Origin of the sequence: Streptomyces flavochromogenes (genome assembly GCF_000717595.1) — a bacterium.
GTDB classification, from domain to species: domain Bacteria; phylum Actinomycetota; class Actinomycetes; order Streptomycetales; family Streptomycetaceae; genus Streptomyces; species Streptomyces flavochromogenes.
Window position 1 is genome coordinate 39,455 of sequence record NZ_JNZO01000028.1, and the last position, 26,118, is coordinate 65,572.

Genomic DNA, 26,118 nt, shown 5'->3' on the forward strand with positions numbered 1-26,118 from the left:
CCCGCGCCCGAGACTCCCCGCATGCCCCGCTACCGCGACCTCTTCCGCACGCCCGAGTTCACCCCGCTCTTCCTCACCGGCGCCGCCCACACCGCCGCCCAGACGGTCGCCGGGCTCGGGCTCGCCACGCTCGTGTTCCGCGCGACCGGGTCCCCGCTCCTGTCCGCGCTCGCCCTCTTCGGGCCCTCGCTCGCCCAGCTGATCGGCGCGACCACCCTGCTGTCGGCCGCCGACCGGCTGCCGCCGCGCGCCGCGATCTCCGGGATCGCGCTCTTCTTCGCCCTGGGCACCGCCGTCCTCGCGGTTCCCGGCCTGCCGGCCTGGGCGGTCTTCCTCGTCCTGCTCGCCGAGGGGCTCGCCGCCGCGCTCGGCGGCGGCGTGCGCCACGGCCTCCTGAACGAGGTCCTCGCCCGCGAGCACTTCCTCCTCGGCCGCTCGGTGACGAACATGGCCGTCGGCGCCTGCCAGATCGGCGGCTTCGCGGCCGGCGGCCTCCTGATCGCCCTCTTCTCGCCGCGGGGCACGGTCCTCGTGGGCGCCGGCCTCTACCTCACCGCCGCGCTCCTCGCCCGCCTCGGCCTCGGGGCGCGCCCGCCCCGCGCCGCCGGCCGCGCCTCGGTCGGGGAGACCTGGCGGACCAACCGGCTGCTGCTGTCCTCTCCCGCGCGCCGCCGCGCCTACCTGGCCCTCTGGGTCCCCAACGGGCTCATCGTGGGCTGCGAGTCGCTCTTCGTGCCGTACGACCCCGAGCGCGCGGGACTCCTCTTCGCGTGTGCCGCGCTCGGGATGCTGCTCGGGGACACCGCCGTCGGCCGCTTCCTGCCGGCACGGCTGCGCGGACGGATCCGTTTCCCGCTCCAGGCGCTGCTCGCCGCGCCGTTCCCGGTGTTCGCCCTGGACCCCGCACTGCCGCTCGCGCTCCTCGCCGTGACGGTCTCGGCGAGCGGCTACGCGGCCGGCCTCCTGCACCAGGAGCGGCTGATGGCCCTGGTGCCGGAGGAACTCGTCGGCCATGCCCTCGGCCTCCACACCTCGGGGATGCTCGCGCTCCAGGGAGCGAGCGCGGCGCTCGCCGGCACCCTCGCCCAGTACACGTCACCGCGCACGGGGATGGTGGTCCTCGCCCTCGCCTCGCTCACCGTGACGTACTCGCTGGCACGGGCCGAGGGGAGGGCGCAGGGGCCTACTTCGGTGTCGCCGAGCGGATCACGACCGTCTCCTCGCAGGGCCCGTCGGCGAACAGCTTGAGCGCCTCCACCTCGTCCTTGTCCGCCGACAGGCCCCATCGCAGTTTGGTGGACACCCACTCGCCGACGTAGCGGCAGTACCGGGCGGCGTCCGAGGGCACCCACCCGGCCGGGTCCCGTCCCGCCTTGTCCTGGAGGCTGCGGGCGGTGACGGCGACGAGGGTCGCGGTCGCGCCCTGGTCGTTGGCGAACCGCTCGCGCCGGGACGCGGTCCAGCCGGAGGCCCCCGACTCCCAGGCCTCGCTCAGCGGGACGAGGTGGTCGACGCGGAGCGCGGCCGGGTCGGAGACGTTCTGGCCGTCGTAGTACGAGGTCCAGCGGCCCCCGGTCAGCGCGCAGCCGGCACCGGTGGTGGGCGCGTCGACGGCCTCGGAGAGCAGGACCTCGGAGCGGGTGTCGCAGCCGTCCGTCGCGTCGAGGCCGGCGTTCCAGTGGGGGAAGGCGCTCTCCCTGAAGCCGTCCGGGTCCTCGGCCGCCTCGGTGAGATCGGCGAGCGCGTCGGGCAGCATCACGACGTTCGCGGAGAGGGCGGGGGAGGTGACGGCGAGCGGGGACAGGATGAGGGCGAGCGGGGTGAACCCCCGCAACAGGTTCTTGATCATGTACGAGTGGATAGCGCCGGTGACCGGGTGCGGGGGGCCCGAATCGCGGTGGGCTCCTCCGAGCGGGTGCGGATCTTCACCGCAGAAACGATGCGCTGGCGGGCCCGCGCGCACAAGAAGAGCGCGCGCCGGCGGGCCCGCGCACAAGAAGAGCGCGGAACCAGGGACCGTAAACCTGGTTCCGCGCTCTCCGGCTTGTACCCGCCCGACGGCACGAGGCTGGCGCGACAGGACGTTCGCGCCGCCGGGCGGAGTCTTGGGGCTGTGCTGTGCCTCCCTCAGGAGGGGCGTTGGGACCGCGGCGGTGCCGACGGACGACCGGTGCTCCGCTTCTTTCAGGTCAAGAAGGGGGATCGGCGCCCTTACCACCGCACTGGCTCGGCGCCGCCGCGGTCCTCACGCTTGTCCGGATCACCGGCCACCCCTCATCCGGGTCGGCGATCCGGACCACGTACGACACTGACCTCCCGTCAGGTGTCGTACGCAGTCTGGGTGTTGCCGGTAGGTCAGTCCTCGCGCAGGGCGTTGACGGCCTCGGCCACGCGCTTGCCGTAGTCCGCGTCGGCGGCGGCGAAGTGCGCGAGGTTCTTCTCGATGACGTCCTCGCGGGACACCTGGGACAGGCCGCCGGCGATGTTGGCGACCAGGCGCTTCTTCTCGTCCTCGGACATCAGGCGGTAGAGCTCGCCGGCCTGGAAGAAGTCGTCGTCCTTGGTGTGCTGCGGCGCCTCGTGGGTGCCGGTCCAGCCGTGGATCGCGAGCGGGGCGGAGAGCGCCGCGTCGGTCTGGGCCGGGCCCTGGTACGAGTTGGGCTCGTAGTTCTTGTCGTGGCGCGAGCCCTGGCGGGTGGCCATGGCGCCGTCCCGGCCGTAGTTCTCGGCCACGGTCGCCTTCGGGGCGTTCACCGCGAGCTGGGTGTGGTTGACACCGAGGCGGTAGCGGTGGGCGTCCGCGTAGGCGAAGAGGCGGCCCTGGAGCATCTTGTCCGGCGAGGGGCCGATGCCCGGGACGAAGTTGTTCGGGGAGAACGCGGCCTGCTCGACCTCGGCGAAGACGTTGTCCGGGTTGCGGTCGAGGACCAGACGGCCCACGCGCTGCAGCGGGTAGTCGCTGTGCGGCCACACCTTGGTGAGGTCGAAGGGGTTGAAGCGGTAGTCCGCGGCCTCGGCGGCCGGCATCGCCTGGACGTACAGGGTCCACGAGGGGTTCACACCGCGCTCGATGGCCTGCAGCAGGTCGGTCTGGTGCGAGTTCGCGTCCTTGCCGACGAGCTCGGCGGCCTGGTCGGCCGAGAGGGAGCGGATGCCCTGGTTCGTCTTGAAGTGGTACTTGACGAAGAAGGCCTCGCCCGCCTCGTTGGTCCACTGGTAGGTGTGCGAGCCGTAGCCGTTCATGTGGCGGTACGAGGCCGGGATGCCGCGGTCGCCCATGAGCCAGGTGATCTGGTGGGTGGCCTCGGGGGCGTGGGCCCAGAAGTCCCAGACGTTGTCCGCCTCCTGCTTGCCCGTGAAGGGGTCGCGCTTCTGGGAGTGGATGAAGTCGGGGAACTTGATCGGGTCCTTGATGAAGAACACCGGGGTGTTGTTGCCGACGAGGTCGTAGTTGCCCTCTTCGGTGTAGAACTTGAGCGCGAAGCCGCGCGGGTCGCGGACGGCGTCCGCGCCGCCGAGCGAGTCGGCCACGGTGGAGAAGCGGATGAACGTCTCGGTCTTCTTGCCGACCTCACCGAGGAAGTTCGCCTTGGTGAAACCGGTGACGTCGTCGGTCACCTCGAAGTAGCCGTACGCGCCGGAGCCGCGGGCGTGCACCACGCGCTCCGGGATCCGCTCACGGTTGAAGCGCGCGAGCTTCTCCAGCAGGTGCTGGTCCTGGAGGAGGAGAGGGCCACCGACGCCGGCGGTGGCGGAGTTCTGGTTGTCGGCGACGGGGGCGCCGGACTCGGTCGTAAGCACGCGCTTCGACATCGTGACCTTCCGTACGGGAGCTCTGCTGACGGTGCGAGGAGCGTAAATTCGGCTCGAACGTAACGTCAACAGTTTGTTGAAAAGGAAGTGTGGTGTTCCGGTCGGCGGCGGCGCCTGGGCGCGACAGGACAGTTGTCAGCGCCGCCACCGACCGGAAATCTGGGGCCCCCGCTCACGGGGGCGCTGGATCAGACCTGCTGGCCGGAGAGGCGCTCGACGGCGCGCAGCAGGGCCGAGTGGTCCAGGCCGCCGTCACCCTGGGCGCGCAGCGAGGCCACGAGCTGGGCGACGACCGCGCCGACCGGGAGGGCCGCACCGACGTTGCGGGCGGCGTCGGTGACGATGCCCATGTCCTTGTGGTGCAGGTCGATCCGGAAGCCGGGCTTGAAGTCCCGGTTCAGGAAGTTGTCCTTCTTGCGGGTCAGCACGGTCGAGCCGGCCAGACCGCCGTTGAGCACGTCGAGGGCGGCCTGGAGGTCCACACCGGACTTCTCCAGGAAGACCACGGCCTCGGCGCAGGCCTGGATGTTGACCGCGACGATCAGCTGGTTGGCGGCCTTCACCGTCTGGCCGGAGCCGTGCGGGCCACAGAGGACGATGGTCTTGCCGAGGGCCTCGAGGATCGGGAGGGCCTCGTCGAAGTCGGCCTTCTCGCCGCCGACCATGATCGAGAGCACGGCCTCGATGGCGCCTGCCTCGCCGCCGGACACGGGCGCGTCGATGACGCGGATGCCCTTCTCCTTGGCGCTCGATGCCAGGTCGACCGAGGTCTGCGGGGTGATCGACGACATGTCGACGATCAGCGCGCCCTGCCTGGCGTTCTCCAGGATGCCGTCCGGGCCGTAGGAGATGGCCTCGACCTGCGGGGAGGCGGGCACCATCGTGATGATCACGTCGGCGTCCTCGACGGCCTCGGCGATCGACGCGGCGGAGGTGCCGCCGGCCGCGGTGAGGCGGTCCAGCTTGTCCTGCTCCAGGGTGAAGCCGGTGACGGAGTAGCCGGCCTTGATCAGGTTCTCGGACATGGGCGAACCCATGATGCCGAGGCCGATCCAAGCGATCTTGGGAAGAGTGCTCATGGTGAGGGTGCCTCTCGAAACATGGTGGTACGGGGGAGGGGGCGCCGGTCGGCGGATCAGCGGGCGGGGCGGGCCTCGGCCGGGAGCCACTCGAAGGACGCGGCGGCGTCGGCGGCCTTGTACTCCAGGCCGATCCAGCCCTCGTACCCGGCCTTGTTCAGCTCGTCGAGGAGCTGCTCCAGCGGCAGGTCGCCGGTACCCGGCGCGCCGCGGCCCGGGTTGTCCGCGATCTGGACGTGGCCGGTCTTGGCCGCGTACTCCGCGATGACCCGGCTGACGTCCTCGCCGTTCATCGACAGGTGGTAGATGTCGAGGAGGAACTTGGCGTTGCCGAGCCCGGTGGCCGCGTTGACCTTGTCGATGACCTCGATCGCGGAGGGAGCGCTCACCAGCGGGTAGAGCGGCGACTCCGGCTTGTTGAGGGTCTCGACGAGGAGGATCGCGCCGATCCGGTCGGCCGCGCGGGCGGCCAGGACCAGGTTCTCCAGGGCGAGGGTGTCCTGGATCTGCGGGTCGACGCCCTCGACGCGGTTGCCGTAGAGCGCGTTGAGCGCCTTGCAGCCGACCGAGGCGGCGAAGTCGGCGGCCACCTCGATGTTGGCGCGGAAGCGGTCCGACTCGTCCCCGGGTACGGAGAGGGCTCCGCGGTCGGGGCCGGGGAGCTGTCCGGCGTAGAAGTTCAGGCCCACCAGCTGGGTGCCGGCGTCCTCAAGAGCCTTCTTGAGGGCGTCGAGCTCGCTCTGCTCGGGGGTGGCGGTGTCGATCCAGGGCCACCACAGCTCGACCGCGGTGAAGCCCGCCGCGGCGGCGGCCGCGGGGCGCTCCAGGAGCGGGAGTTCCGTGAAGAGGATCGACAGGTTCACATCGAAGCGCTGGTCCGTGTATCCCATGAGGGGCGGCGCTCCTTCCGTATCGCGGAAGTAAGTTTCTGTCTGACGGAATGTTGCAAGGCCGGGGAGCTGCTTGTCAAGAGGTCGCCGCAGGTCCGGGGCTCCCGTACGCGCGAGCGGGCCCGTAGCGTGGGGCCATGGTGCGTTTGAGAGTGGAGTTCACGACCGAGCCGTTCGACCTCGACGAGGCGCCGGCGCACGCGGTCGTGGCCCGTGAGGTCATCCAGTCGGCCCAGCTGGACGCGGTCGACGTCGGCCCCTTCGGCAACACGGCGGAAGGCGGTGCCGACGAGGTGCTCACCGCCGTCGACGCGCTGTTGCGCAAGTCGCTCGCGGCCGGGGCCACCCGCGTCTCGCTCCAGGTCAACGTGATCGGGGAGGGCGAGAAGTGAACGAGCACCCGCTGGTCACTGCGGTGAAGCCGCTGGTCGACGCCATGGGCGCCGAGCTTCTCGTCCCCGCGCAGGCGGAGGCCGACGACGTCGTCCTGTCCTGGGAGGGGGAGGACGTGCTCGCCGTACGGCTGCCGCAGCTGTCCGAATCCCTCGATCACATCCTCGCGGCGATGGAGCGGCGGCACGGGATGCCACTGGCCGAACTGGACCGCAAGGCCAAGCAGGAGGCCGTCCGTCTCCTGGAGGCGCGCGGGGCCTTCGCGGTGCGGCATGGCGTGGAGACGGTGGCGGGTGCACTCGGTGTCAGCCGCTTCACCGTGTACAACTACCTGAACAGGGAGACCGCCCTGAGCAGGGAAAAGGCCGCCAAGGGCGAGTAGTTGATCATGTGTGGCCATAAGCCGTCGTCCGGATGTCGGGACGACGGCTTTTGTGTGGCCGAGTTTTCAACAAAGTGTTGACGTCGTGTTGCGGAGGGCGTTAGCTATCCGCAGCCCGTCCGACGCACAGCGAAAAACAGCCACGGAGGCTTCCCGTGACTTCAGGTACGACACCGGGCCTCACCCGGTTCAACACCTCGGCGGACAGCGAGGCCCTCGCCGCGCTCCACGAGGTGTGTTCCAGTTCGGCGTGGGCGAGCGAGATCCTCGCCCGGCGCCCGTACACCACCGCCGAAGCTCTCTTCCTCGCCAGTGACGCCGCCATGGCCGAGCTGACCGCCGAGGACCTGGCCGAGGCGATGGCGGGGCACCCGCCGATCGGTCGTCCGAAGGCCGGGGACCCGACCTCCTCCCGCGAACAGAGCGGGATGGCCGGCGCCTCCGCGGAGCTCAAGGCCGAGATGCTCGAACTCAACCTGGCCTACCAGGACACGTTCGGACACGTCTTCCTCATCTGCGCCACCGGCCGGACCGGCGAGCAGATGCGCGACGCGCTCCGCCGGCGGATCGGCAACTCGCCCGAGGAGGAGCGGGAGATCGTCCGCACCGAACTGGGCAAGATCAACCGCATCCGGCTGACCCGTCTCGTAGAGACCTCCGAGGAAGAGAGCTCCGCATGAGCACCGACACCACGGCCTCGGTGTCCACGCACATCCTGGACACCAGCATCGGCCGCCCCGCCGAGGGCGTCGCCATCACGCTCGCGGCCCGCAGCGGCTTCGACGCGGAGTGGGTCGCGCTCGGCGGCTCCGCCACCGACGCGGACGGGCGCTGCAAGGACCTGCCGGCGCTGCCGGAGGGCACCACCCACGTACGCCTCGACTTCGAGGTCGAGACGTACTTCTCCAAGAAGCAAGCCGAGGCGCAGCAGGACGCCCCCCGCGTAAGGGACAGCGGTGCGTTCTTCCCGGAGGTGGCGATCACGTTCGCCGTCACGCCGGGCGAGCACTATCACGTACCGCTGCTGCTCAACCCGTTCGGCTACTCCGTATACCGAGGGAGCTAGCAGACATGCCCACGATTCTCGGCCAGAACCAGTACGGCAAAGCAGAGAACCGCGTCGTCAAGATCACGCGGGACGGCGACACCCACCACATCAAGGACCTGAACGTCTCCGTCGCCCTCTCCGGCGACCTCGACGACGTCCACCTCACCGGCTCCAACGCCCACTGCCTCCCCACCGACACGACGAAGAACACCATCTTCGCGTTCGCCAAGGAGTACGGCATCGAGTCCGCCGAGCAGTTCGGCATCCACCTCGCCCGCCACTTCGTGACGAGCCAGGAGCCGATCAAGAAGGCGCGCATCCGGATCGAGGAGTACTCCTGGGAGCGCATCGCGTCCTCCGAGGCCAACTCCAAGTTCATCGGCGCCGACGAGGTCAACCACTCCTTCGCCCGCAAGGGCCAGGAGACCCGCGTCACCCAGATCACCTACGACGGTGCCACCTGGGAGGTCATCTCCGGCCTCAAGGACCTCGTCGTCATGAACTCCACCAACTCGGAGTTCTGGGGCTACATCAAGGACCAGTACACGACGCTCCAGGAGGCGTACGACCGCATCCTGGCCACGCAGGTGTCCGCCCGCTGGCGGTTCAACTGGACCGACGACGAGCAGCGCATGCCGAACTGGGAGCGGTCCTACGAGCAGACCAGGAAGCACATGCTCGAGGCCTTCTCGGAGACGTACTCGTACTCCCTCCAGCAGACGCTGTACCAGATGGCCACGCGCATCATCAACCACCGCTCGGAGATCGACGAAGTCCGCTTCTCGCTCCCGAACAAGCACCACTTCCTGGTCGACCTCGAGCCCTTCGGCCTCAAGAACGACAACGAGGTCTACTACGCCGCCGACCGCATGTACGGCCTCATCGAGGCCACCGTCCTCCGCGACGGAGCCACGGCGCAGATCCCGGTCGACATGACCAACCTCTAAGCGGCGTCCGAGTGACCGGCCCCCGCCCGCCCGCAGTCGGGCGGGGGCCGCGCCGGACCGGAGGGATTCTCATGGCACAGCCAGCAAAGGGGCCGGCACCCGCCGAAGGCCCGTGTTCCACCCCGCCGGGCACGACCGACCAGGTCCACCCGGTGGACGAAAAGCTTCCCGCCTCGCGGCTCGTCCCCGCGGCGCTCCAGCACATCGCCGCGATGTACGCCGGCGTCGTCACCCCTCCGCTCATCATCGGCCAGGCGGTCGGCCTGGACGCCGCCGGAATGACCCGGCTCATCGCCGCCAGCCTGCTCATCGCCGGCTGCGCGACCATCCTGCAGACGCTCGGCGTCCGGGGCTTCGCCGGCAACCGGCTGCCGTTCGTCAACGCCGCCTCCTCCGCCGGCATCGCGCCGATGCTCGCCATCGCCGAGACCAGCGCCCCCGGCCGCCAACTCCCCGCCATCTACGGCGCGGTGATGGTCGCCGGAGTGTTCTGCCTCGCCGTCGGACCCTTCTTCGGCAGGCTCCTGCGCTTCTTCCCGCCGCTCGTCACCGGCGTCGTCATCACCCTCATCGGGGTCACCCTGATGCCCGTGCCCGTCGGCTGGGCGCAGGGCGGCGACAGGAACGCCGCCGACTTCGGCGCCATGAAGTACCTGGCACTCGCCGGCTTCACCCTCGTCGTCATCCTGCTCTTCCAGCGCTTCGGCAAGGGCTTCGTCAAGCAGATCGCCCTGCTGCTCGGCCTCTTCATCGGCACCCTCGCCGCGATCCCCTTCGGGATGGCCGACTTCACCGCCCTGCGAGAGGCGCCCGTCGCGGCCCTGCCCGCCCCCTTCGCCTTCGGCGCCCCCGAGTTCCAGCCCGCCGCGATCCTCTCCCTGTGCATCGTGATGCTGGTCCTGATGACCGAGTCCAGCGCCGGCATGCTCGCCCTCGGCGAGATCTGCGAACGGCGCAGCGACGGCCGCACCATCACCCGCGGACTGCGCACCGACGGCATCGCCACCCTGATCGGCCCCGTCTTCGGCGGCTTCCCCACCTCGGCCTTCGCCCAGAACGTCGGAGTCGTCTCGCTGACCCGGGTGCGCTCCCGCTACGTGGTCGCCGTCGCCGGCGGCGCCCTGCTGGTCCTCGGTGCGTTCCCGGTCCTCGGCGCGGTCGTCTCCATGGTCCCGATGCCCGTCCTCGGTGGCGCCGGCATCGTCCTCTTCGGCTCGATCGCGGTCAGCGGCATCCGGACCCTCTCGGAAGCCGGACTCGACGACAGCTCCAACATCATCCTGGTGGCCGTCGCGCTCGGAGCGGGCATCATCCCGCTCGCCGCACCCACCTTCTACGCCGAGTTCCCCGCCTGGGCGCAGACCGTGCTCGGCTCCGGCATCAGCGCCGGCGCACTCGTCGCCGTCCTGCTGAATCTGTTCTTCCACCATCTCGGCACCCGGAGCCGTCACACGGCTCCGGCACTCAAATCCTCCTAGGGTCCTGCCGTGCCCACACCACCCCCGAGGAATGAAGGAAGCACCGCCATGGCAGCACCTTCGGCAGCCCAGCGCATCGTCATCGAGAACGCGGCGATCGCGACCGTCGACGCGAACGACACCGAGTACGCCTCCGGCTACCTCGTCGTCGCGGGCAACAGGATCGAGTCCATCGGCGCCGGCAAGGCTCCCGAGGGCCTGGAGAACGTGGTCCGGCGCATCGACGCCACCGGCCATCTCGTCACGCCCGGTCTCGTCAACACGCACCACCACTTCTACCAGTGGATCACCCGGGGCCTGGCGACCGACCACAACCTCTTCAACTGGCTCGTCGCCCTCTACCCGACCTGGGCGCGGATCGACGAGCAGATGGTGCGCGCCGCGGCGCAGGGCTCGCTGGCCATGATGGCCCGCGGCGGTGTCACCACCGCCATGGACCACCACTACGTGTACCCGGTGAACTCCGGTGACCTGTCCGGTGCCATCATCGGCGCCGCCTCCGAGATGGGCGTCCGCTTCACCCTGGCCCGCGGTTCCATGGACCGCAGCGAGAAGGACGGCGGTCTGCCGCCGGACTTCGCCGTCGAGACCACCGAGGGCGCGCTCGCCGCGACCGAGGAGACGGTGAAGAAGTACCACGACGCCTCCTTCGACGCGATGACCCAGGTCGCCGTCGCCCCCTGCTCGCCCTTCTCCATCTCCACCGAACTCCTCCGTGAGGGCGCCGCGCTCGGCCGCCGCCTCGGGGTGCGCATGCACACCCACGGCTCGGAGACCGTGGAGGAGGAGAAGTTCTGCCACGAGCTGTTCGGCATGGGCCCGACGGACTACTTCGAGTCCACCGGCTTCCTCGGCGAGGACGTGTGGATGGCGCACTGCGTCCACATGAACGACTCCGACATCGCGGCCTTCGCCCGCACCAAGACCGGTGTGGCGCACTGCCCCTCGTCCAACGCCCGTCTCGCCGCCGGCATCGCCCGCGTCCCCGACATGCTGAAGGCGGGCGTACCCGTCGGCCTCGGTGTCGACGGCACCGCCTCCAACGAGTCCGGTGAGCTCCACACCGAGCTGCGCAACGCGCTCCTCATCAACCGGCTCGGCGCCCACCGCGAGGCCGCGCTCAACGCCCGCCAGGCCCTGCGCCTCGGCACCTACGGCGGCGCGCAGGTCCTCGGCCGCGCCGACAACATCGGCTCCCTCGAGGCCGGCAAGCTCGCCGACTTCGTCCTGTGGAAGATCGACGGTCTCGGCCACTCCACGATCGCCGACCCGGTCACCGCCATCGTCTTCGGCGCGGCGGCCCCGGTCACGGCCTCCTTCGTCAACGGCAAGCAGATCGTCGAGAACGACCGACTGCTCACCGTCGACGAGGACGCCATCGCGCGCGACGCGCGCGCGGAGGCCCAGCGTCTGGCCCGCATCGCGGCCCAGGGCTGACCCTCCCCAAGGAGTCCGACCGAGGGGGACGGCCCTCGGTCGGTCGCCGCGGACCCGAGCGGGGTCCGTGGCAGCCCGACCGGGAGGTGCCGTGCGCAGAAGACGTACGGCACCTCCCGGGACGGTGATGTCGGCCCGCACCCCCACCGGGCATCCGTCCCCGCGTCGCGGACTCCCCACGCGCGCACCGCACCACCCCGCAACGAGCCGCACCTCCTGCACCCGCACCGCATCGCACCACCTCCCTGAACCCCGCGTCGCCGCCGACGTGTAACCGACCGGAGGAACCGCCGTGGCCGCCAAGCCCCAGGTTCGCAATGCACAAGACGCAGGCTCCGCCCCCGACGACCGGGAGACGCATCCGGTCGACGAGACGCTGCCCCCACTGAAGATGCTCACCAGCGGCCTCCAGCACGTGGCCGCCATGTACGCGGGCGTTGTCGCCCCGCCCCTGATCGTCGGAGCGGCCGTCGGCCTCTCCGGTACCGAACTCACCTTCCTGACCGGAGCCAGCCTCTTCACCGCGGGGCTCGCGACCTTCCTCCAGACGCTCGGGGTCTGGAAGATCGGCGCCCGGCTTCCCTTCGTCAACGGCGTCACCTTCGCCGGCGTCGCGCCGATGCTCGCCATCGTCGACACCACCGACGACAAGGCCGACGCCCTCCCTGTGATCTTCGGCGCGATCATCGTCGCCGGCCTCCTCGGCTTCCTGGCCGCCCCCTGGTTCTCCCGGCTCGTGCGGTTCTTCCCGCCGGTCGTCACCGGCACCGTGATCACCCTCATAGGCGTCTCCCTCCTCCCGGTCGCCTTCGGCTGGGCCCAGGGGCCCAACCCCGCGGCCGAGGACTACGGTTCGACCACGTTCCTGTCGCTGGCCGCCATCACGCTCGTCGTCGTCCTCCTGCTCCGCCGCTTCACCCGCGGTTTCGTCAAGCAGATCGCGGTCCTCCTGGGCCTCGTCATCGGCACCGTCATCGCCATCCCCTTCGGCGTCACCGACTTCTCGCCGGTGACCGAGGCGGACATCGTCGGCTTCCCGACGCCGTTCCACTTCGGCGGCCCGCAGTTCGCCCTCGCCGCGATCATCTCGATGTGCGTGGTGATGCTGGTGTCCATGACCGAGTCGACCGCCGACATGCTGGCCCTCGGCGAGATCGTCGAACGGCCCGCCGACGAGAAGACCATCGCGGCCGGACTGCGCGCCGACACCCTCGGCTCCGCGATCAGCCCGCTCTTCAACGGCTTCATGTGCAGCGCCTTCGCGCAGAACATCGGCCTGGTCGCCATGACCCGCATCCGCAGCCGCTTCGTCGTCGCCTGCGGCGGTGGCTTCCTGGTCCTGATGGGCCTCTCGCCGGTCGCCGCCTCGCTGATCTCGGTCGTCCCCCGGCCGGTCCTCGGCGGTGCGGGCGTCGTCCTCTTCGGCTCGGTCGCCGCCAGCGGCATCCAGACGCTGGTCAAGGCCGGTCTGGACAAGGACAACAACGTCCTCATCGTGGCCGTCTCCCTGGCCGTCGGCATCATCCCGATCACCGCGCCGGAGTTCTACCACGCCTTCCCGGAGACGGCGAAGATCATCCTGGACTCGGGCATCTCGACCGGCTGTGTCGCGGCCGTCCTGCTCAACGTGGTCTTCAACCACCTGGGCCGGGGCCGCGACGACGACGACGTCACCGCGCCGATGGAGCCCGGCGAGGAGATCTCCGGCAGCCACACGGTGAAGGCGGCGCACGTCCACTGAACCCGCCCGCTGCCCCCGCGCACGCCCCGGTCCCCGCGCACGCCCCGGTCCCCGCGCACGACGCGGGGCCCGGGGCGGCGGTGCGGGGCGGCGACGCGACGCCGGGCCACCGCGCGATGCCGACCGGCCCCACCACACCGGCCGGCCCCGCGATACCGCCCCACCGCGCGGCGCCAGGCGTTGACGCGCCGACGAGCGCCCTCCGGCCGACGAACGGCCAGGTCGTACTGATCAACCCCAACACCTCCGCCGCCACGACCGCGATGATGACCGCGATCGCCCGGCGCGCCCTCGGCGGGGACCACCCCGTCCGGGGCGTGACCGTGGACCGGGGCCCCGACATGCTCACCGACCCCGCGGCCCTGCGCGCCGCCGCGCCCGGGGTCCTCGCCGCGGGCCTCCGCGCCACGGCCCGGGGCGACTGCGCGGCGCTCCTGGTCGGAGCCTTCGGCGACCCGGGCCTGGCGGAGCTGCGCGCCGCCACCGACGTGCCGGCGGTGGGCCTGGGCGAGGCGGCCCTCCGGGAAGCGGCCGCCGGTGGTACCCCCTTCGGCATCGCCACCACGACACCGCTCCTGGCCGGCGCCATCGCGGCCCATGTGACGGCCCTCGGGCTCGGCGACCGGTTCACGGGCCTTCGCCTGACCGAAGGCGCCCCGGAACACCTCTCCGCGGAACCGGAGTTGCTCCTCGACCAACTGGAGCGCGCGGTCCGCGCGTGCGGGGAGCGGGACGGGGCAAGGGCGGTCGTGATCGGCGGCGGCCCGCTGGGCGACGCGGCGGAGGAGCTCCGCACCCGGTGCGCGGTCAGGATCGTGGCCCCGATCCCGGCCGCCTGCCGGGCGATCCTCCGCCTCCTGTCGCGGTGAGGTCGGCGCTCCCCGGCCGCGCGCCCGCTCACCGTTCCACCGCGATCCTGCGGCGGCACTCCTGAGCCAGCGCCGGATACGCGGCCCCGATCGCCTCGTACAGCCGTCGTCGCAGCAGCCGCTCGGCCTCGCCGCGCCCGGTCTCCCCGTACAGGCCGTCGAGCAGCGCCTCGTACCGCGCGAGGGCGTGCCGGAGATAGCTCACCTGCCACCGTACGAGCGCGCCGGCCGGAGCCCCTTCTCCCGGTGGCGTCCCGGGACTGCGCGCCCCCAGGAGCTTCCGGTGCCGGACCGCGCGCCGCTCCAACTCGGGTCCGGGAAGCCGGGGAACCTCGATCGGTTCCGCGCGGATCGCGGCGAGGACGGCGGCCCTGCGCCGCTCGGCGTGCGCGGCGGCGGCCGAGGAGACACCCGAGTGCGCCGATGTCTCGGCGAACTCGGGTGTCCGCTCCACCGTTTCGACCCGCGCCAGGAGGTAGAGCCGCAGGGGCGCGGGGGACCAGCGGCGCGGGTCGCGGCCCTGCACATCGGGTGTACCGAGCAGCTCACGCACCATCGTGTCGGTCCAGCCGCGTCGGCGTACCCCGACGTGGCTCACATAGGTCGTACGGTCCGTCATGATTCCCCCAGAATCGACTACGGAGAGTGATGTTCTCAGTGAAGCGCACGTCACCGACAACGCCCTCTTGTCGAGCCCGGCCCGACTGTGCGATATAGGTCTGGACCTTTCCGACGGACGGAGGCCGGCCCGTGCAACGCCCGCTCGCCGCAAGCATGTTGACTGCCCTCGCGCTGATGCTCACCCTCACCGGCTGCTCCGGCGCCGCCGTCCCCGAGACCAGGGACACCCGCGCCCCGACCGTCCCCTCCGGCGTCACCGCGACGGCGGGCAGCGCCACCACGGTCCATGTGATGTGGAATGCGGCCACCGACGACCGGGCCGTCACCGGGTACGCGGTCTACAGCGAGGGCCGCAAGGTGAAGGACCTCCCGGCCACCGCCCTGATGACCGACGTGTTCGCCCTCGCCCCCGCCACCCTCCACCGCTTCACCGTCCGGGCCCGGGACGCCGCCGGCAACGTCTCGCCCCCGAGCGCCACCGTCACCGCGACCACCCTCCGCGCCGCAGCCGAGGACCGCACGCCCCCCACCACGCCGACCGGGCTCCGCGCCGCCCCCGACGGCAGCCGCGCCGTGACCCTCCGGTGGTCCGCCTCCGAGGACGACACCGAGGTCACCGCGTACGACGTCTACCAGGCCGACACCCGCGTCCACACCGTGCCCGGAACCGGCACCACCGCACGCGTCACCGGCCTGCGCCCCGGCACCGCCTACGCGTTCACCGTCCGCGCCCGCGACGCCGCCGAGAACTCCTCCCCGGACAGCGCCCCCGCCGACCTCACCACGGCCCCCTCCCCGGGCGCGCCCGAGAACACCGCCCCCACCCGCCTCACGGCGACGGCGGCCAAGGGCGAGATCACCGTCACCTGGACCCCACCGGACACCGGCGCGCCGGTGACCCACCACGAACTCCACCTCAACGGCAGGTTCGCCACCACGATCATCTGGGGCACCGCCCCGCCCCCCGGCCGCGCCACCTACACCTTCCCGGTCCAGGACCCCCCGGGCACCCGCTACACGGTCACCCTCCGCGCCCAACTCCCGGACGGCACCTGGGGCGACCTCTCGGCCCCCCGGACGGTGGTGGTGCGCTGATGCCGGCGCCGCGGATCGGCCCACGGAACGGCCGGAATCGCCCCCTTCCGCCGTGCGCCGCGGCCCCTCACCCCACGAAGCAGGGGAGGCGGAGGGTCCCTGAAGCCGGGCGTCCGGCTGTGCGCGGGTCACGTCCCGCACCTGGCCCAGGTCGTCCGCGCCCTGCGGAGACGCCCCTGACGCAGGCGATTCCTCACCCCGCCCCTGCGTCGTACGCCCGATTCGTCCCCCGCCGAACTACCCTGGGAGGCGTGGCCGAGACCGTTCTCACCAACACCGGGCTCGACAGCTTCCTCGACGGAGCACCCGAGCGCCGCGATCCCGTTTTCGTGCGTGCCGCCGAGGCGGTGCTGGGTCTCCTCGCCCTCCGGGGGGCCGACCGGGAGTCGGGGGTGCCCGAGCCGACACCCGGGCTCGTACGGCAGCTGCTCGTCGAGGACCTGCCGACGTTCGTGTACGTGCCGCCCGGGGCGCTCGCCGTCTATCCCGCCGTGGTCGGCCGGCTCGCGGCGCGCTTCGACGGCGGCCGGGGCGAGCAGGTCGCCGTGGCCGTCCGGGAGGCCGCCGCCGACTTCGAGCGGGCCATGACCGACCCGGGGAACCTGACCTGGCACCGGTGGTACGCCTCGCTCCTGCGCTCCTGCGGTGCCGACCTCGCCGACCCCGAGGACGTGCGGCGCCGGCTGGCCGCCCTCGACGGGGCGCCACTGCCCCACGGGGTGCACCGGGCCGACCTCATGGGGCGCACGGCCCTCGCGGACGTCCTGCTCGCCGAGGCCCTCACCCGCGCGTACGTACGGGACGCCGAGGCGCCGCCCGCCGCCGGGCCGCTGCTCACCGACCACGCCGTCGCGACCGGCATCGGGCACGTGGCCGCCGCGCTCCAGGACCGGTGGACCGCCGCCGGGCTCGCCGAGCAGCTCGCCGGGCCGTACGCGCGCTTCGCGCCCGGGCCCGACGACTTCCCCCACCTGGTCCTGGCCGACGCCCTCCTGGACGAGCACCTCGACCACTACGGCGACATCACCGTCCCCGTGCCCCCGCCGCCCGCGATCGAGGAGGGTCCCGTCGAGGAGGACGCCAACGCCCTCGTCACGGCCGTCGAGGAGCTGTCCGAGGAGGAGTTCGAGCCCTACGGGGGCGAGGCTCCGCACCTGCTGTACGTGGTCTACCGGCGCGGCTGCTCGGCCGAGTCCGTCGCCCGCAAGGCCGCCGAGTACGAGGACTGGGCCGTCGATCCGGCCGTGGAGGACCTGCCCGTACCCGTGCCGGCCGCGGTGCCGGACGGGGCATTCGAGTCCCCGCACCTCGTCCCGCCCGTCACCGAGCTCGTACGGCTCCTCGGTACGGCCGATCTGACGGAGACCGACCGGGCCCGGCTGGAGGGCCCCACCCGCGACCTCGCCGCCGTCCTCGACCGACTCGCCGCCACCGGGCTGGTCTTCCGCTCCGGCGACGCCTTCGGGCTCACCCCGCGCGGCGCCGGCGTCGTCCGCTATCTCCTCGGAGTGCGCGGGATCGCCGCCCCCGACGCAGCCGAGGCCAGGGCGTGGTCCGCGTCGGAGGCGGTGGCCGCCGCCGTGGGCTGGCCCACGTGCGTGGCCTCGCGCGTGCTCGCCGACTGGCTCCACGCGCGCGGGGACACCGCCGACGCCTGGTCCCAGCTCCTTGCCGCCCTCGGCACCGTTCACGCCGGCACCACGGACGCCGCCGCCACCCGCGCGCTCCTCGCCGTCCTCGACACCGCCGAGGCCCCGCCCGAGGCCCTGCGCGGAGCCCTCCGCGACCCGGTGATCGGCGCGTACGCCCATCAGGCCCTCCGTGCGCGGGGGGAGCCCTCCGACCTGATCCAGGTGGGGATCTCGGCGCGGGCGCTGTTCGTGCTCGACGCGCTGCCCGCCAAGAAGGGGCCGCTGGAGTCCCGCCGTGCCGCCTTCGACGCGGCGGCCGCCGCCTGGCCGGGTGGCTCCGCGGCCCTGGTGCGGGCGATGCGGGCGGCGGACCGGCACGAGGCCGAGCGGGTCCTCGGCCCGCTCGGCCTCGCGCCGTAGATGCCGCAGCCCCCGGCCCGCTCTGTCGCTACCCCGCCGTGAGGTACATCGCCGACGGTCCCGATCCCGCCGTGTTGCGGCAGCTGTGGTTGCCCGTCGGGCGGGCGTGGACCAGGGCCAGGCAGCGGCCGAGGGCCTGCTGGCCGTAGGCGTTGGGGTGCATGGACTCCTGGACGAGTCCCTGTGTGCTCTGGCTGTCGATCCAGCGCGCCCACTCGCTCGTCGTCCCCGACGCCGGCGCCGTCGACGTCACCTGACGGCTCGCCTTCGCGCACACCTCACGCCCCTGGAGAGCGTCCCGCAGGTCCATGAACTGCACGCCCTTGGCCGCCGCGACGCCCTTCAGGCGGTTGGCGAGCTGCGGGACGAGGGAGTCGCGGGCCCAGTCGGCGTCGGCGTTCCAGAAGGGACAGCCGCCGGTGTTCGTACGGGTCCAGCCGCTCTCGCCGTACCGGTTCTCGGCGGCGCGGGGGATGGGGGAGGGGTAGGACTGGAGGACGATCCGGTAGTCGGACGAGGCGTATCCGGCGCCCGTCATCACGGCGCGGATCTCGTCGACCGAGCGGCCGACGTCGGCCATCACACCGTCGATCCGGGCGTCGACCTCGGCCTGCTGGTCGTCGTGGCAGTACGAGTACCAGACGATGTAGTCCTTGGCGCAGGTGGCGATGATGTCGGCGAAGCCGAGGTCGTTGCCGCCGATGGAGAGCGCGATCAGCTCCACGTCGTGCGAGGCGGCGACGGCCGCGAGCTGGTCGGCCTGCGGGGCCTCGCCCTTGTAGGCCAGGCCGCCCTGCGAGGCGCGGACGACGTTCTCGGTCGTCGCCCCGGAGCAGGCCAGGTTGATCAGGGAGGTCGCGAGGGGGCCCGCGCTCCGCACCTCGGCGGTGTCCGAACGGTGGCAGCCGCCCGCGGTGGTGCCGTAGACCCGGGACGGGTCGTATCCGCTGCCCGTCCAGGCCCGGTCGGTGCCGTTGCGGTTCCCCGAGTTGGTGAGGCTGTTGCCCAGCCAGCGGCCCGCCTCCCCGGAGATGTAGCTGTCGCCCATGGTGACGACGGCGGTGGGGCCCGTGCCGGGCGAGGCGTGGGCGGAAGGGGCGGCGACGGAGGCGAGTCCGGCGGCGGTACACAGTGCCAGGAGTGCGCGCAGCGCACGGTGGGGGGTCGAAGGCATGGCTGTGCTCCTGCGGTACGCAGTGACGTGGGGGACAGCCGCCGGCCGGTGGCATGGCGGAATCTGTCACCCACTGGCTTGTTACCGCTAGGTAGCTGCATATCTCGGTTCCGTCACGTCCCCTGTGGACTCACAGGAACGGGAACAGGGCCCCGCGCCCGGTGCTGTGCGACACCGGGGACGAAGCCCTGCTCAGATGCTGTCCGACCGCTGTGCGGGCCGCCGGGTCAGCCGTTCTGCTCCGAGATCAGCCGACCAGCTGCTCGTAGGCGGGGAGCGTCAGGAAGTCCGCGTAGTCGGCGTCGAGGGAGACGTGCAGGAGCAGGTCGTGGGCCTGCTGCCACTTGCCGGCCGCGAAGGCCTCCTCGCCGATCTCCTCGCGGATCGCGTCCAGTTCCTCGGCGGCGACCTTGCGGGCCAGCTCCGGGGTGGCGGTCTCGCCGTTCTCGAAGACCACGCCCGCGTTGATCCACTGCCAGATCTGCGAGCGCGAGATCTCGGCGGTGGCCGCGTCCTCCATCAGGTTGAAGATGGCGACGGCGCCGAGGCCGCGCAGCCATGCCTCGATGTAGCGGGTGCCGACCTGCACGGCGCTGACCAGGCCCGCGTACGTGGGCCTTGCGTCCAGCGAGTCGATGGCGATCAGGTCGCCGGCCGCGACGGAGACGTCCTCGCGGAGGCGGTCCTTCTGGTTCGGCTTCTCGCCGAGGACGGCGTCGAAGGAGGCCATCGCGATCGGGACAAGGTCGGGGTGGGCGACCCACGAGCCGTCGAAGCCGTCGCCGGCCTCGCGGTCCTTGTCGGCCTTGACCTTCTCGAACGCGACCTTGTTGACGTCGGCGTCCTTGCGCGACGGGATGAACGCCGCCATGCCGCCGATCGCGTGCGCGCCGCGCTTGTGGCAGGTGCGCACGAGGAGCTCGGTGTACGCGCGCATGAACGGGGCCGTCATCGTGACCGCGTTGCGGTCCGGAAGGACGAACTTGGCGCCGCCGTCACGGAAGTTCTTGACGATGGAGAACAGGTAGTCCCAGCGGCCCGCGTTCAACCCGGCGGCGTGGTCGCGGAGTTCGTAGAGGATCTCCTCCATCTCGTACGCGGCCGTGATGGTCTCGATGAGGACCGTGGCCCGGACGGTGCCCTGCGGGATGCCGACGTAGTCCTGGGCGAAGACGAAGATCTCGTTCCAGAGGCGGGCCTCCAGGTGGGACTCCGTCTTCGGCAGGTAGAAGTACGGGCCCTTGCCGAGGTCGATCAGCCGCTGGGCGTTGTGGAAGAAGTACAGGCCGAAGTCGACGAGCGCGCCGGGTACCGGGCGGCCGTCGAAGGTGAGGTGACGCTCCTCCAGGTGCCAGCCGCGGGGTCGCATGACGACCGTCGCCAGCTCGCCGGCCGGCTTGAGGGCGTACGACTTGCCCGAGCGCGGGTCCGTGAAGTCGATCTTCCGGGCGTACGCGTCGATCAGGTTGAGCTGGCCCAGGACCACGTTCTCCCAGGTCGGCGCGGAGGCGTCCTCGAAGTCGGCGAGCCAGACCTTCGCGCCGGAGTTGAGCGCGTTGATCGTCATCTTGCGGTCGGTCGGGCCGGTGATCTCGACGCGGCGGTCGTTCAGGGCCGCCGGGGCCGGCGCGACCTTCCAGGAGTCGTCGGCGCGGATCGCCGCGGTCTCCGGCAGGAAGTCCAGGGTGGACGTGCGGGCGATCTCGGCGCGACGCTCCGCTCGGCGGGCGAGGAGCTCGTCCCGGCGCGGGGTGAACCGCCGGTGCAGTTCGGCGACGAAGGCCAGGGCGGCCTCGGTGAGCACCTCTTCCTGACGCGGCAGGGGCTCGGCATCGACGACGGCCAGGGGGGACGGCGCTGGTGCGGACATGAACTGTCACTTCCTTCAGCGGACTTCACGGGCGGTGCCAGACGGCCGCCGGGCGTCGCGGGACGGCACGCAGTGCCGCAGGCGCCGAGATACGGCCGCAAGCGCCTTCTGAACGGACAGGCGCTTCTGAACAGTGGATACTAGTTTCCTCATGGTGGAAGTTCAATGGTTTGTTGATGTCGAGATTCTCCGGATCGACAGACCATGGCGCTGGGTGCCACGCCCTTCACTCCAAGTGCGCCAGATCCTCCTCGGTGTCGATGTCATAGGGCTCGGCCACATCCGAACAGTCCACCGGGGTGATCGCATCCCGGTGCGCCGCCAGATAGTCCCGCGCGCCCCGGTCACCCACCGCGAGCTCGGCGATCCCCGCCCAGTGCCCGGCGCCGAACAGCACCGGATGGCCCCGCTGCCCGTCGTACGAGGCCGCCGCCAGCGAATCCCGCGCGACGTACGCCGCCCGGACCCGGGCCACCGCCTCCGCCCCGATCCCCGGCTGGTCGACCAGAAGGACGAGCGCCGCGTCGACCCCCCGCGGATCGGCGGCCAGCGAGACGAGCCCCGCCCGCAGCGAGGAACCCATTCCCTCGGCCCACTCCGGGTTGTCCACGAGCACGCACCCGGGCAGCTCCGCCCGCTCCCGTACGGCCTCGGCCGACGCGCCCAGCACCACGTGCACCACCTCGCACCCGGCCGCACGCAGCACCCCCACGGCGTACTCGACGAGAGGCCGCCCCCGATGCGTGAGCAGCGCCTTCGGCCGCCCGCCGAGCCGCCGTCCGCCTCCCGCGGCGAGCAGCAGTCCGGCGACGAGTGGCGTGTGGACATCCGTTCGGTCATGCGCTGTTGTCATGGGGACTGCATACCTCATCAGGCGGAATCACACGGTCGCCTGAATTACCCGGGCGAAGGGTGGCGCGGCGGGGTGGCGAAGGAGTTAACTGACCCGCAACTCACGGCGCCCGACCACCGCCCGGGGTCGGCTCGGAGCGCTGCTCCGGGTGTTCGGAGTATGGAGTTCTGCGCACAGTGTCGTGCGAGGGGGAGAACCATGTTGCGAAGCGTGGGGCAGAGGCGAGTGACCGGCGAGGGCGTGGACCCGAGGGTGGCCGAACTGCGGTCCGCCGTGTCCCGGCTCCGACGCGAACTGGCAGCTCACCGCGTCGAGTTCACCGACCGGGGCATCGCCGAGGACGAACTCGCGGCGCTCGACGCGATGGCGCTCAGCGGCGCCCCCGAGGTACGGCGGCTGCGCCGCTCACTGCTGCTCGTCGCGGGATCGGTCGGATCCGTCAGCGCGCTCGCGGAAGGGCTCGCCGGGGTCCGGCGGGCGGTGGAACTCTTCGGTCCGCCGGCGCCCCGGGGACCTGTCGACTGACGGGTGCGCGGTGGCGCCTGCGATGTGACGGCTACGGTGGCCGCAGCGGCGCGACGGGGTGTGCGGTGGCCGTGGCGATGCGAGCTAGCGCCTGATCAGGCGGCGGGCCGTCGCCGTCGCCACCGCCGCCGTGCGGGAGTCCACGCCCAGCTTCGCGAAGACATGCACCAGATGGGACTTCACCGTCGCCTGGCTCAGGAACAGCACCTTGCTGATCTGCTGGTTCGACAGGCCCTCGCCCACCAGCTGGAGCACCTCCAGCTCGCGCTTGGTCAGCGCCTCCGCCGGGGTCCGCATCCGGTCCATCAGCCGGTGCGCCACCGCCGGGGCGAGGGCCGACTGGCCGGCCGCCGCCGTGCGGACCGCCGCCGCCAGCTCCTCCGGCGGCGCGTCCTTCAGGAGGTACCCGGAGGCGCCCGCCTCCACCGCCGCCAGGATGTCCGCGTCCGTGTCGTACGTCGTCAGGACCAGTACCTTCGGCCCGCCGGACGCCGCCGTGATCGCCGCCGTCGCCTCCGAACCGTGCATCCCGGAGCCGAACTGCAGGTCCATCAGGACCACGTCCACACCCCCGGCCGCGGCCAGCTCCACCGCGCGCTCCGCGGTCGCCGCCTCCGCGACGACGGCGAAGTCCGGCTCCGTGTCCAGGACCGCGCGCAGGCCCGCCCGTACGACCGGGTGATCGTCGGCCAGCAGCAGACGGATGGTCATGCTCTTCACGCTCCAGCGGGGAGGGGGAGGGAGACGGCGACCGCCGTGCCCTGACCGGGGGCGGACTCGACGGTGAAGGTGCCGCCCAGCGACTCCGCGCGCGAGCGCATCGCCGGAAGCCCGAAACCGCCGTCGGAGGAGGGCCGCACCGCGCCGGGGTCGAAACCCCCGCCGTCGTCGACCACGTCCAGGGTCACCGACGCGTCCATGAACGACAGGGTGATCTCCGCGCGTGCCGCGCCCGCGTGCCGCACCGTGTTCGCGACCGCCGACTGGGCGATACGGAGCAGCGCCACCTCGTAGGGAGTCGGCAGCTCGACCGGCGTACCGCTGACGGAGAAACGGACCCGGGGCCCCGCCCCCGGCTCGCACAGACGCTCCAGAGCCGCCGCAAGGGAGCCGTGCTCCAGGTCCGGCGGCGACAGCGCCCGGACGAAACGTCTGGCCTCTGCCAGGTTGTCCTGGGCCTCCTGCCGCGCCCGGTCGATGTGGTCCGCGGCGGGGGAGTCCGGCGGCAGCGCCCGTTCGGCCGCGCGGAGCAGGAGCTGGATCGAGGACAGGCCCTGCGCGAGCGTGTCGTGGATCTCGCGGGCGAGCCGTTCCCGCTCGGCGAGCGTCCCCGCGTGCCGCTCCGCGGCCGCCAGCTCCTCCCGTGTCTCGATCAGTTCCTCGATGAGCCGGCGCCGCCGCTCGCTCTCCCGGTACAGCGCGTGGTAGCCGAGGACCGTCGCCACCGCGACCGCCGCGCCGAGCAGCGGCCCGATGAAGACCCCGGGGTTGAGCGCGGCGCCGTGCCCCACGTACGAGAGGATCGCCGCGACCGCCGTCAGCGCGACCGCCGGCAGCGACCAGCGGGCGGGCAGCAGATGCAGCTGGAGGAAGTAGAGCGGGAAGGCCACCCACAGCGCCTCCGGGGTCAGCCACAGCATCGCGAGCCAGCACACGCCCAGGACGCCCAGCCACACCGCGGCGGCCCGCTGCGAGTCCCGTACGGACGGCAGAGACGAACCGGCGGCGTAGACCGCGCCCGTCAGCACCGCGAGCACCGTCCCGGCGACCGAGTCGGCCCGTACCGCCGCGAGGACGAGCAGGCCCGCCATCAGCAGGTGAAGACAGAGGCGCAGCGCGCGCAGGACGGGCGTGAGGGGCCGCTGGGCGGGGTGGACGGAGGAGTGGGGCGCAGGGCCGCGGGAGGAGTGGGGATCCATGTTCCCTCCAGCCTAGACAGCGGCGGACAATCCGGGCTCAACCAAAAGTTTGATGACGGAGCCATCCGTGGCGCGATGCCCGCGGGGCACCTCGCCGACCACCCTGGTCAGCATGTTCGTCGCATGGAGAGACCTCGGATTCGCCAAGGGGCGGTTCGCGCTCATGGGCACCGTGATCGTTCTGATCACCCTGCTCGTGGGCCTGTTGTCCGGACTGACCGCCGGCCTCGCGCGGGAGAATGTCTCCGCGATCACCGGCCTGCCCGCCGACCGGCTCGCCTTCGCGGCGCCGCCGTCCGGGCAGTCGGTCTCCTTCACCCACTCGACGGTGACGGAGAAGCAGTGGCGCGAGTGGGCCGAACGGCCCGGGGTGACGGAGGCCTCGCCGCTCGGCATCCGCACGCTCAACGGCGCCGCCGGGGACCGGACCGCCGCCGTGTCCGCCTTCGGTACGGAGCCGGAGGGCGGGCTCGCACCCGTGGCGCCCGCCCCGGGGAAGGCCGTGCTCTCGGAGTCGGCGGCGGAGGAGCTGGGAGTCGCCGTCGGCGCCCCCCTCCGCCTCGGCCCGCTGGAGCTCACCGTCGCGGCGGTCGCGGGCGATGCCTCGTACAGCCACACGCCCGTCGTGTGGACGACCCTCGACGACTGGCAGAGGCTCGGCAACACCGGCACCACCGCGGAGGAGCAGGCCACGGTCGTCGCCCTCCGCGGCGGGGGTGCCGACTGGGGCGCCGGCGACGAGGCCGTCGGCACCGAGGCGCGGACCGTCGACGAGGCCCTCACCGCCATAGGGTCCTACCAGGCCGAGAACGGCTCGCTCCAGCTCATGCGCGGCTTCCTCTTCGTCATCTCGGCCCTCGTCATAGGAGCCTTCTTCACCGTCTGGACCATCCAGCGGAGCGGCGACGTGGCCGTCCTGAAGGCCCTCGGCGCATCGACCCCGTACCTCCTCAAGGACGCCCTCGGCCAGGCGGTTCTCATGCTCACGGCGGGCACGCTGCTCGGGACCGGGCTCGCGGTCGGCGTCGGAGCGCTGGTCAGCGGCGGGAACGTGCCGTTCGTCCTCGAACCGCCGACCGTCCTCGGGCCGGCCGCCGTGATGATCGTGCTCGGTGCCCTCGGGGCGGCGCTGTCCATCCGGCGGATCACCGCCGTCGATCCCCTTACCGCGCTCGGGAGTGCCCGATGAGTCTCGTCCTCGATGCCGTCACCCTCACCTACCCGGACGGCGACGGCCGGCTGACCGCACTCGACGCGGTCTCCCTCACCGTCCCCGCCGGATCCCTCACGGCCGTCGTCGGGCCCTCCGGCTCCGGCAAGTCCAGCCTGCTCGCGGTCGCCGCGACACTGGTGACACCGGACCACGGGCGGGTCGTCGTCGACGGTACGGACACGGGGGAACTGGACGCGGCCGGGCGGGCGGCGCTGCGGCGGGAGCGGATCGGGATCGTGTTCCAGCAGCCGAACCTGCTCCCGTCGCTCACGGCCGCGGAACAGCTCCAGGTGATGGCGCACGTCTCGGGGCGGCCGGCGAAGCCGGCCCGCGGCAGGGCCCTGGAACTGCTCGACGCGGTGGGCCTCGCGGACCTGGCCGGGCGACGGCCGCACCAGCTGTCCGGGGGACAGCGACAGCGGGTCAACATCGCGAGGGCGCTGATGAACGAGCCGGCGGTCCTGCTCGTCGACGAGCCGACGAGTGCGCTGGATCATGAGCGGGGGGCGGCGGTGATGGAGCTGCTCGCGGGGCTGACGGTGGGGAGGGGGACGGCGACGGTGCTGGTGACGCATGACCGGGGGCATGCGGCCCGGGCGGAGCGGGTGGTGGAGGTCATGGACGGCCACCTCACGGCAACGGCCCACGCCTGACCCCACGGCGCCGTGCCCGCGGAGGCCTGCGCCGGCCTCGCGCTGCGCCCGCGCCCGCCTCGCGGTG

General features: G+C 72.1%; 25 protein-coding genes. 15 read left to right on the forward strand and 10 right to left on the reverse strand.

The features are described 5' to 3' along the window. The first annotated feature begins 21 nt into the window (after positions 1-21). The gene (locus IF00_RS0131170) at positions 22-1,248 is read left to right on the forward strand and encodes an MFS transporter (RefSeq protein ID WP_030323834.1); all 1,227 of its coding nucleotides are present in this window, start codon (positions 22-24) and stop codon (positions 1,246-1,248) included. Here IF00_RS0131170 and IF00_RS0131175 read toward each other — a convergent pair. The 4 genes from IF00_RS0131175 to IF00_RS0131190 all read right to left on the reverse strand — a co-directional run bounded on the left by IF00_RS0131175 (position 1,184) and on the right by IF00_RS0131190 (position 5,782). After that, positions 1,184-1,849: a GmrSD restriction endonuclease domain-containing protein gene (locus tag IF00_RS0131175; RefSeq protein ID WP_030323836.1), complete on the reverse strand. Its 666-nt coding sequence runs from the start codon at positions 1,847-1,849 to the stop codon at positions 1,184-1,186. The genes IF00_RS0131170 and IF00_RS0131175 overlap by 65 nt on opposite strands. Positions 1,850-2,355: 506 nt before the next feature. Next, complete coding sequence (locus IF00_RS0131180; RefSeq protein ID WP_030323838.1) at positions 2,356-3,813, reverse strand: catalase; 1,458 nt, start codon at positions 3,811-3,813, stop codon at positions 2,356-2,358. Positions 3,814-4,001: 188 nt separating this feature from the next. Further along, entirely contained in the window at positions 4,002-4,892 is an 891-nt protein-coding gene (locus IF00_RS0131185; RefSeq protein ID WP_030323840.1) for a 2-hydroxy-3-oxopropionate reductase, read from the reverse strand. A 56-nt stretch (positions 4,893-4,948) separates the two neighbouring features. Further along, positions 4,949-5,782 carry a TIM barrel protein gene (locus IF00_RS0131190; protein ID WP_030323842.1) on the reverse strand — a complete coding sequence of 278 codons (834 nt, stop codon included), beginning with the start codon at positions 5,780-5,782 and terminating at the stop codon, positions 4,949-4,951. Between the two features lie 140 nt (positions 5,783-5,922). Between IF00_RS0131190 and IF00_RS0131195 the strand changes: the two genes are divergently transcribed. From IF00_RS0131195 to IF00_RS0131235, 9 genes are all read left to right on the forward strand, one after another. Continuing rightward, entirely contained in the window at positions 5,923-6,174 is a 252-nt protein-coding gene (locus IF00_RS0131195; protein WP_037639434.1) for a thiamine-binding protein, read from the forward strand. A 44-nt stretch (positions 6,175-6,218) separates the two neighbouring features. Continuing rightward, positions 6,219-6,557 carry a helix-turn-helix domain-containing protein gene (locus IF00_RS0131200; RefSeq protein ID WP_051820705.1) on the forward strand — a complete coding sequence of 113 codons (339 nt, stop codon included), beginning with the start codon at positions 6,219-6,221 and terminating at the stop codon, positions 6,555-6,557. A 155-nt stretch (positions 6,558-6,712) separates the two neighbouring features. Next, entirely contained in the window at positions 6,713-7,237 is a 525-nt protein-coding gene (gene uraD, locus IF00_RS0131205; RefSeq protein WP_030323847.1) for a 2-oxo-4-hydroxy-4-carboxy-5-ureidoimidazoline decarboxylase, read from the forward strand. Continuing rightward, positions 7,234-7,623, forward strand: coding sequence for a hydroxyisourate hydrolase (gene uraH, locus IF00_RS0131210; RefSeq protein WP_030323849.1), 390 nt, complete (start codon positions 7,234-7,236; stop codon positions 7,621-7,623). Before uraD ends, uraH begins: the two co-directional genes overlap by 4 nt. Before the next feature lie 5 nt (positions 7,624-7,628). After that, a complete protein-coding gene (gene pucL, locus IF00_RS0131215) occupies positions 7,629-8,552 on the forward strand; it encodes a factor-independent urate hydroxylase (RefSeq protein ID WP_030323851.1) in 924 nt (307 codons plus the stop codon). 71 nt (positions 8,553-8,623) lie between these two features. Next, positions 8,624-10,030, forward strand: a complete 1,407-nt coding sequence (locus tag IF00_RS0131220) for a nucleobase:cation symporter-2 family protein (protein WP_030323852.1) — start codon at positions 8,624-8,626, stop codon at positions 10,028-10,030. 48 nt (positions 10,031-10,078) lie between these two features. Beyond that, complete coding sequence (locus IF00_RS0131225) at positions 10,079-11,467, forward strand: 8-oxoguanine deaminase (protein WP_030323854.1); 1,389 nt, start codon at positions 10,079-10,081, stop codon at positions 11,465-11,467. A 292-nt stretch (positions 11,468-11,759) separates the two neighbouring features. Further along, complete coding sequence (locus IF00_RS0131230; protein ID WP_030323855.1) at positions 11,760-13,208, forward strand: nucleobase:cation symporter-2 family protein; 1,449 nt, start codon at positions 11,760-11,762, stop codon at positions 13,206-13,208. A gap of 116 nt (positions 13,209-13,324) precedes the next feature. After that, on the forward strand, positions 13,325-14,077 hold the full coding sequence (locus IF00_RS0131235; protein ID WP_245234685.1) for an aspartate/glutamate racemase family protein: 753 nt from the start codon (positions 13,325-13,327) through the stop codon (positions 14,075-14,077). A gap of 28 nt (positions 14,078-14,105) precedes the next feature. Here IF00_RS0131235 and IF00_RS0131240 read toward each other — a convergent pair whose 3' ends face one another. After that, positions 14,106-14,696 (reverse strand): hypothetical protein, encoded by a 591-nt coding sequence (locus IF00_RS0131240; RefSeq protein WP_030323858.1) that lies wholly within the window; start codon positions 14,694-14,696, stop codon positions 14,106-14,108. 155 nt (positions 14,697-14,851) lie between these two features. Between IF00_RS0131240 and IF00_RS0131245 the strand changes: the two genes are divergently transcribed. Beyond that, entirely contained in the window at positions 14,852-15,793 is a 942-nt protein-coding gene (locus IF00_RS0131245) for a fibronectin type III domain-containing protein (RefSeq protein WP_209439818.1), read from the forward strand. Between the two features lie 251 nt (positions 15,794-16,044). Beyond that, complete coding sequence (locus IF00_RS0131250) at positions 16,045-17,844, forward strand: hypothetical protein (RefSeq protein ID WP_030323862.1); 1,800 nt, start codon at positions 16,045-16,047, stop codon at positions 17,842-17,844. 28 nt (positions 17,845-17,872) lie between these two features. On the opposite strand, the gene IF00_RS0131255 is transcribed toward IF00_RS0131250, so the two are convergent. The 3 genes from IF00_RS0131255 to IF00_RS0131265 form a co-directional block, all read right to left on the reverse strand. Continuing rightward, on the reverse strand, positions 17,873-19,018 hold the full coding sequence (locus IF00_RS0131255; RefSeq protein ID WP_030323863.1) for a GDSL-type esterase/lipase family protein: 1,146 nt from the start codon (positions 19,016-19,018) through the stop codon (positions 17,873-17,875). Positions 19,019-19,265: 247 nt separating this feature from the next. Then, positions 19,266-20,888, reverse strand: coding sequence for a malate synthase A (gene aceB / locus IF00_RS0131260; protein ID WP_030323865.1), 1,623 nt, complete (start codon positions 20,886-20,888; stop codon positions 19,266-19,268). A gap of 226 nt (positions 20,889-21,114) precedes the next feature. Beyond that, positions 21,115-21,741, reverse strand: coding sequence for a nucleotidyltransferase family protein (locus tag IF00_RS0131265; protein ID WP_030323866.1), 627 nt, complete (start codon positions 21,739-21,741; stop codon positions 21,115-21,117). Between the two features lie 198 nt (positions 21,742-21,939). Between IF00_RS0131265 and IF00_RS0131270 the strand changes: the two genes are divergently transcribed. Next, positions 21,940-22,266, forward strand: coding sequence for a DUF5955 family protein (locus IF00_RS0131270; RefSeq protein ID WP_030323868.1), 327 nt, complete (start codon positions 21,940-21,942; stop codon positions 22,264-22,266). A gap of 84 nt (positions 22,267-22,350) precedes the next feature. Here IF00_RS0131270 and IF00_RS0131275 read toward each other — a convergent pair whose 3' ends face one another. Further along, complete coding sequence (locus tag IF00_RS0131275) at positions 22,351-22,977, reverse strand: response regulator (protein WP_030323869.1); 627 nt, start codon at positions 22,975-22,977, stop codon at positions 22,351-22,353. 5 nt (positions 22,978-22,982) lie between these two features. Beyond that, on the reverse strand, positions 22,983-24,185 hold the full coding sequence (locus IF00_RS0131280; protein ID WP_425338351.1) for a sensor histidine kinase: 1,203 nt from the start codon (positions 24,183-24,185) through the stop codon (positions 22,983-22,985). A 112-nt stretch (positions 24,186-24,297) separates the two neighbouring features. On the opposite strand from IF00_RS0131280, the gene IF00_RS0131285 reads away from it, so the two are divergent. Both IF00_RS0131285 and IF00_RS0131290 read left to right on the forward strand, forming a co-directional pair. After that, a complete protein-coding gene (locus tag IF00_RS0131285) occupies positions 24,298-25,374 on the forward strand; it encodes an ABC transporter permease (RefSeq protein WP_030323872.1) in 1,077 nt (358 codons plus the stop codon). Then, entirely contained in the window at positions 25,371-26,051 is a 681-nt protein-coding gene (locus IF00_RS0131290) for an ABC transporter ATP-binding protein (RefSeq protein ID WP_030323874.1), read from the forward strand. Before IF00_RS0131285 ends, IF00_RS0131290 begins: the two co-directional genes overlap by 4 nt. Positions 26,052-26,118 lie beyond the last annotated feature (67 nt).

Excerpts from the sequence above, each read along its gene's own strand:
- IF00_RS0131200 (WP_051820705.1), top strand. The coding sequence starts at position 6,219 with ATGGGCGCCGAGCTTCTCGTCCCCGCGCAGGCGGAGGCCGACGACGTC.
- IF00_RS0131225 (WP_030323854.1), top strand. The coding sequence starts at position 10,079 with ATGGCAGCACCTTCGGCAGCCCAGCGCATCGTCATCGAGAACGCGGCG.
- pucL (WP_030323851.1), top strand. The coding sequence starts at position 7,629 with ATGCCCACGATTCTCGGCCAGAACCAGTACGGCAAAGCAGAGAACCGC.
- IF00_RS0131245 (WP_209439818.1), top strand. The coding sequence starts at position 14,852 with ATGTTGACTGCCCTCGCGCTGATGCTCACCCTCACCGGCTGCTCCGGC.
- IF00_RS0131180 (WP_030323838.1), bottom strand. The coding sequence starts at position 3,813 with ATGTCGAAGCGCGTGCTTACGACCGAGTCCGGCGCCCCCGTCGCCGAC.
- IF00_RS0131255 (WP_030323863.1), bottom strand. The coding sequence starts at position 19,018 with ATGCCTTCGACCCCCCACCGTGCGCTGCGCGCACTCCTGGCACTGTGT.
- IF00_RS0131285 (WP_030323872.1), top strand. The coding sequence starts at position 24,298 with ATGTTCGTCGCATGGAGAGACCTCGGATTCGCCAAGGGGCGGTTCGCG.
- IF00_RS0131235 (WP_245234685.1), top strand. The coding sequence starts at position 13,325 with ATGCCGACCGGCCCCACCACACCGGCCGGCCCCGCGATACCGCCCCAC.
- IF00_RS0131220 (WP_030323852.1), top strand. The coding sequence starts at position 8,624 with ATGGCACAGCCAGCAAAGGGGCCGGCACCCGCCGAAGGCCCGTGTTCC.
- IF00_RS0131280 (WP_425338351.1), bottom strand. The coding sequence starts at position 24,185 with ATGGATCCCCACTCCTCCCGCGGCCCTGCGCCCCACTCCTCCGTCCAC.
- aceB (WP_030323865.1), bottom strand. The coding sequence starts at position 20,888 with ATGTCCGCACCAGCGCCGTCCCCCCTGGCCGTCGTCGATGCCGAGCCC.
- IF00_RS0131265 (WP_030323866.1), bottom strand. The coding sequence starts at position 21,741 with ATGACAACAGCGCATGACCGAACGGATGTCCACACGCCACTCGTCGCC.
- IF00_RS0131185 (WP_030323840.1), bottom strand. The coding sequence starts at position 4,892 with ATGAGCACTCTTCCCAAGATCGCTTGGATCGGCCTCGGCATCATGGGT.
- uraH (WP_030323849.1), top strand. The coding sequence starts at position 7,234 with ATGAGCACCGACACCACGGCCTCGGTGTCCACGCACATCCTGGACACC.
- IF00_RS0131175 (WP_030323836.1), bottom strand. The coding sequence starts at position 1,849 with ATGATCAAGAACCTGTTGCGGGGGTTCACCCCGCTCGCCCTCATCCTG.
- IF00_RS0131170 (WP_030323834.1), top strand. The coding sequence starts at position 22 with ATGCCCCGCTACCGCGACCTCTTCCGCACGCCCGAGTTCACCCCGCTC.
- IF00_RS0131240 (WP_030323858.1), bottom strand. The coding sequence starts at position 14,696 with ATGACGGACCGTACGACCTATGTGAGCCACGTCGGGGTACGCCGACGC.
- IF00_RS0131275 (WP_030323869.1), bottom strand. The coding sequence starts at position 22,977 with ATGACCATCCGTCTGCTGCTGGCCGACGATCACCCGGTCGTACGGGCG.
- IF00_RS0131270 (WP_030323868.1), top strand. The coding sequence starts at position 21,940 with ATGTTGCGAAGCGTGGGGCAGAGGCGAGTGACCGGCGAGGGCGTGGAC.
- IF00_RS0131190 (WP_030323842.1), bottom strand. The coding sequence starts at position 5,782 with ATGGGATACACGGACCAGCGCTTCGATGTGAACCTGTCGATCCTCTTC.
- IF00_RS0131290 (WP_030323874.1), top strand. The coding sequence starts at position 25,371 with ATGAGTCTCGTCCTCGATGCCGTCACCCTCACCTACCCGGACGGCGAC.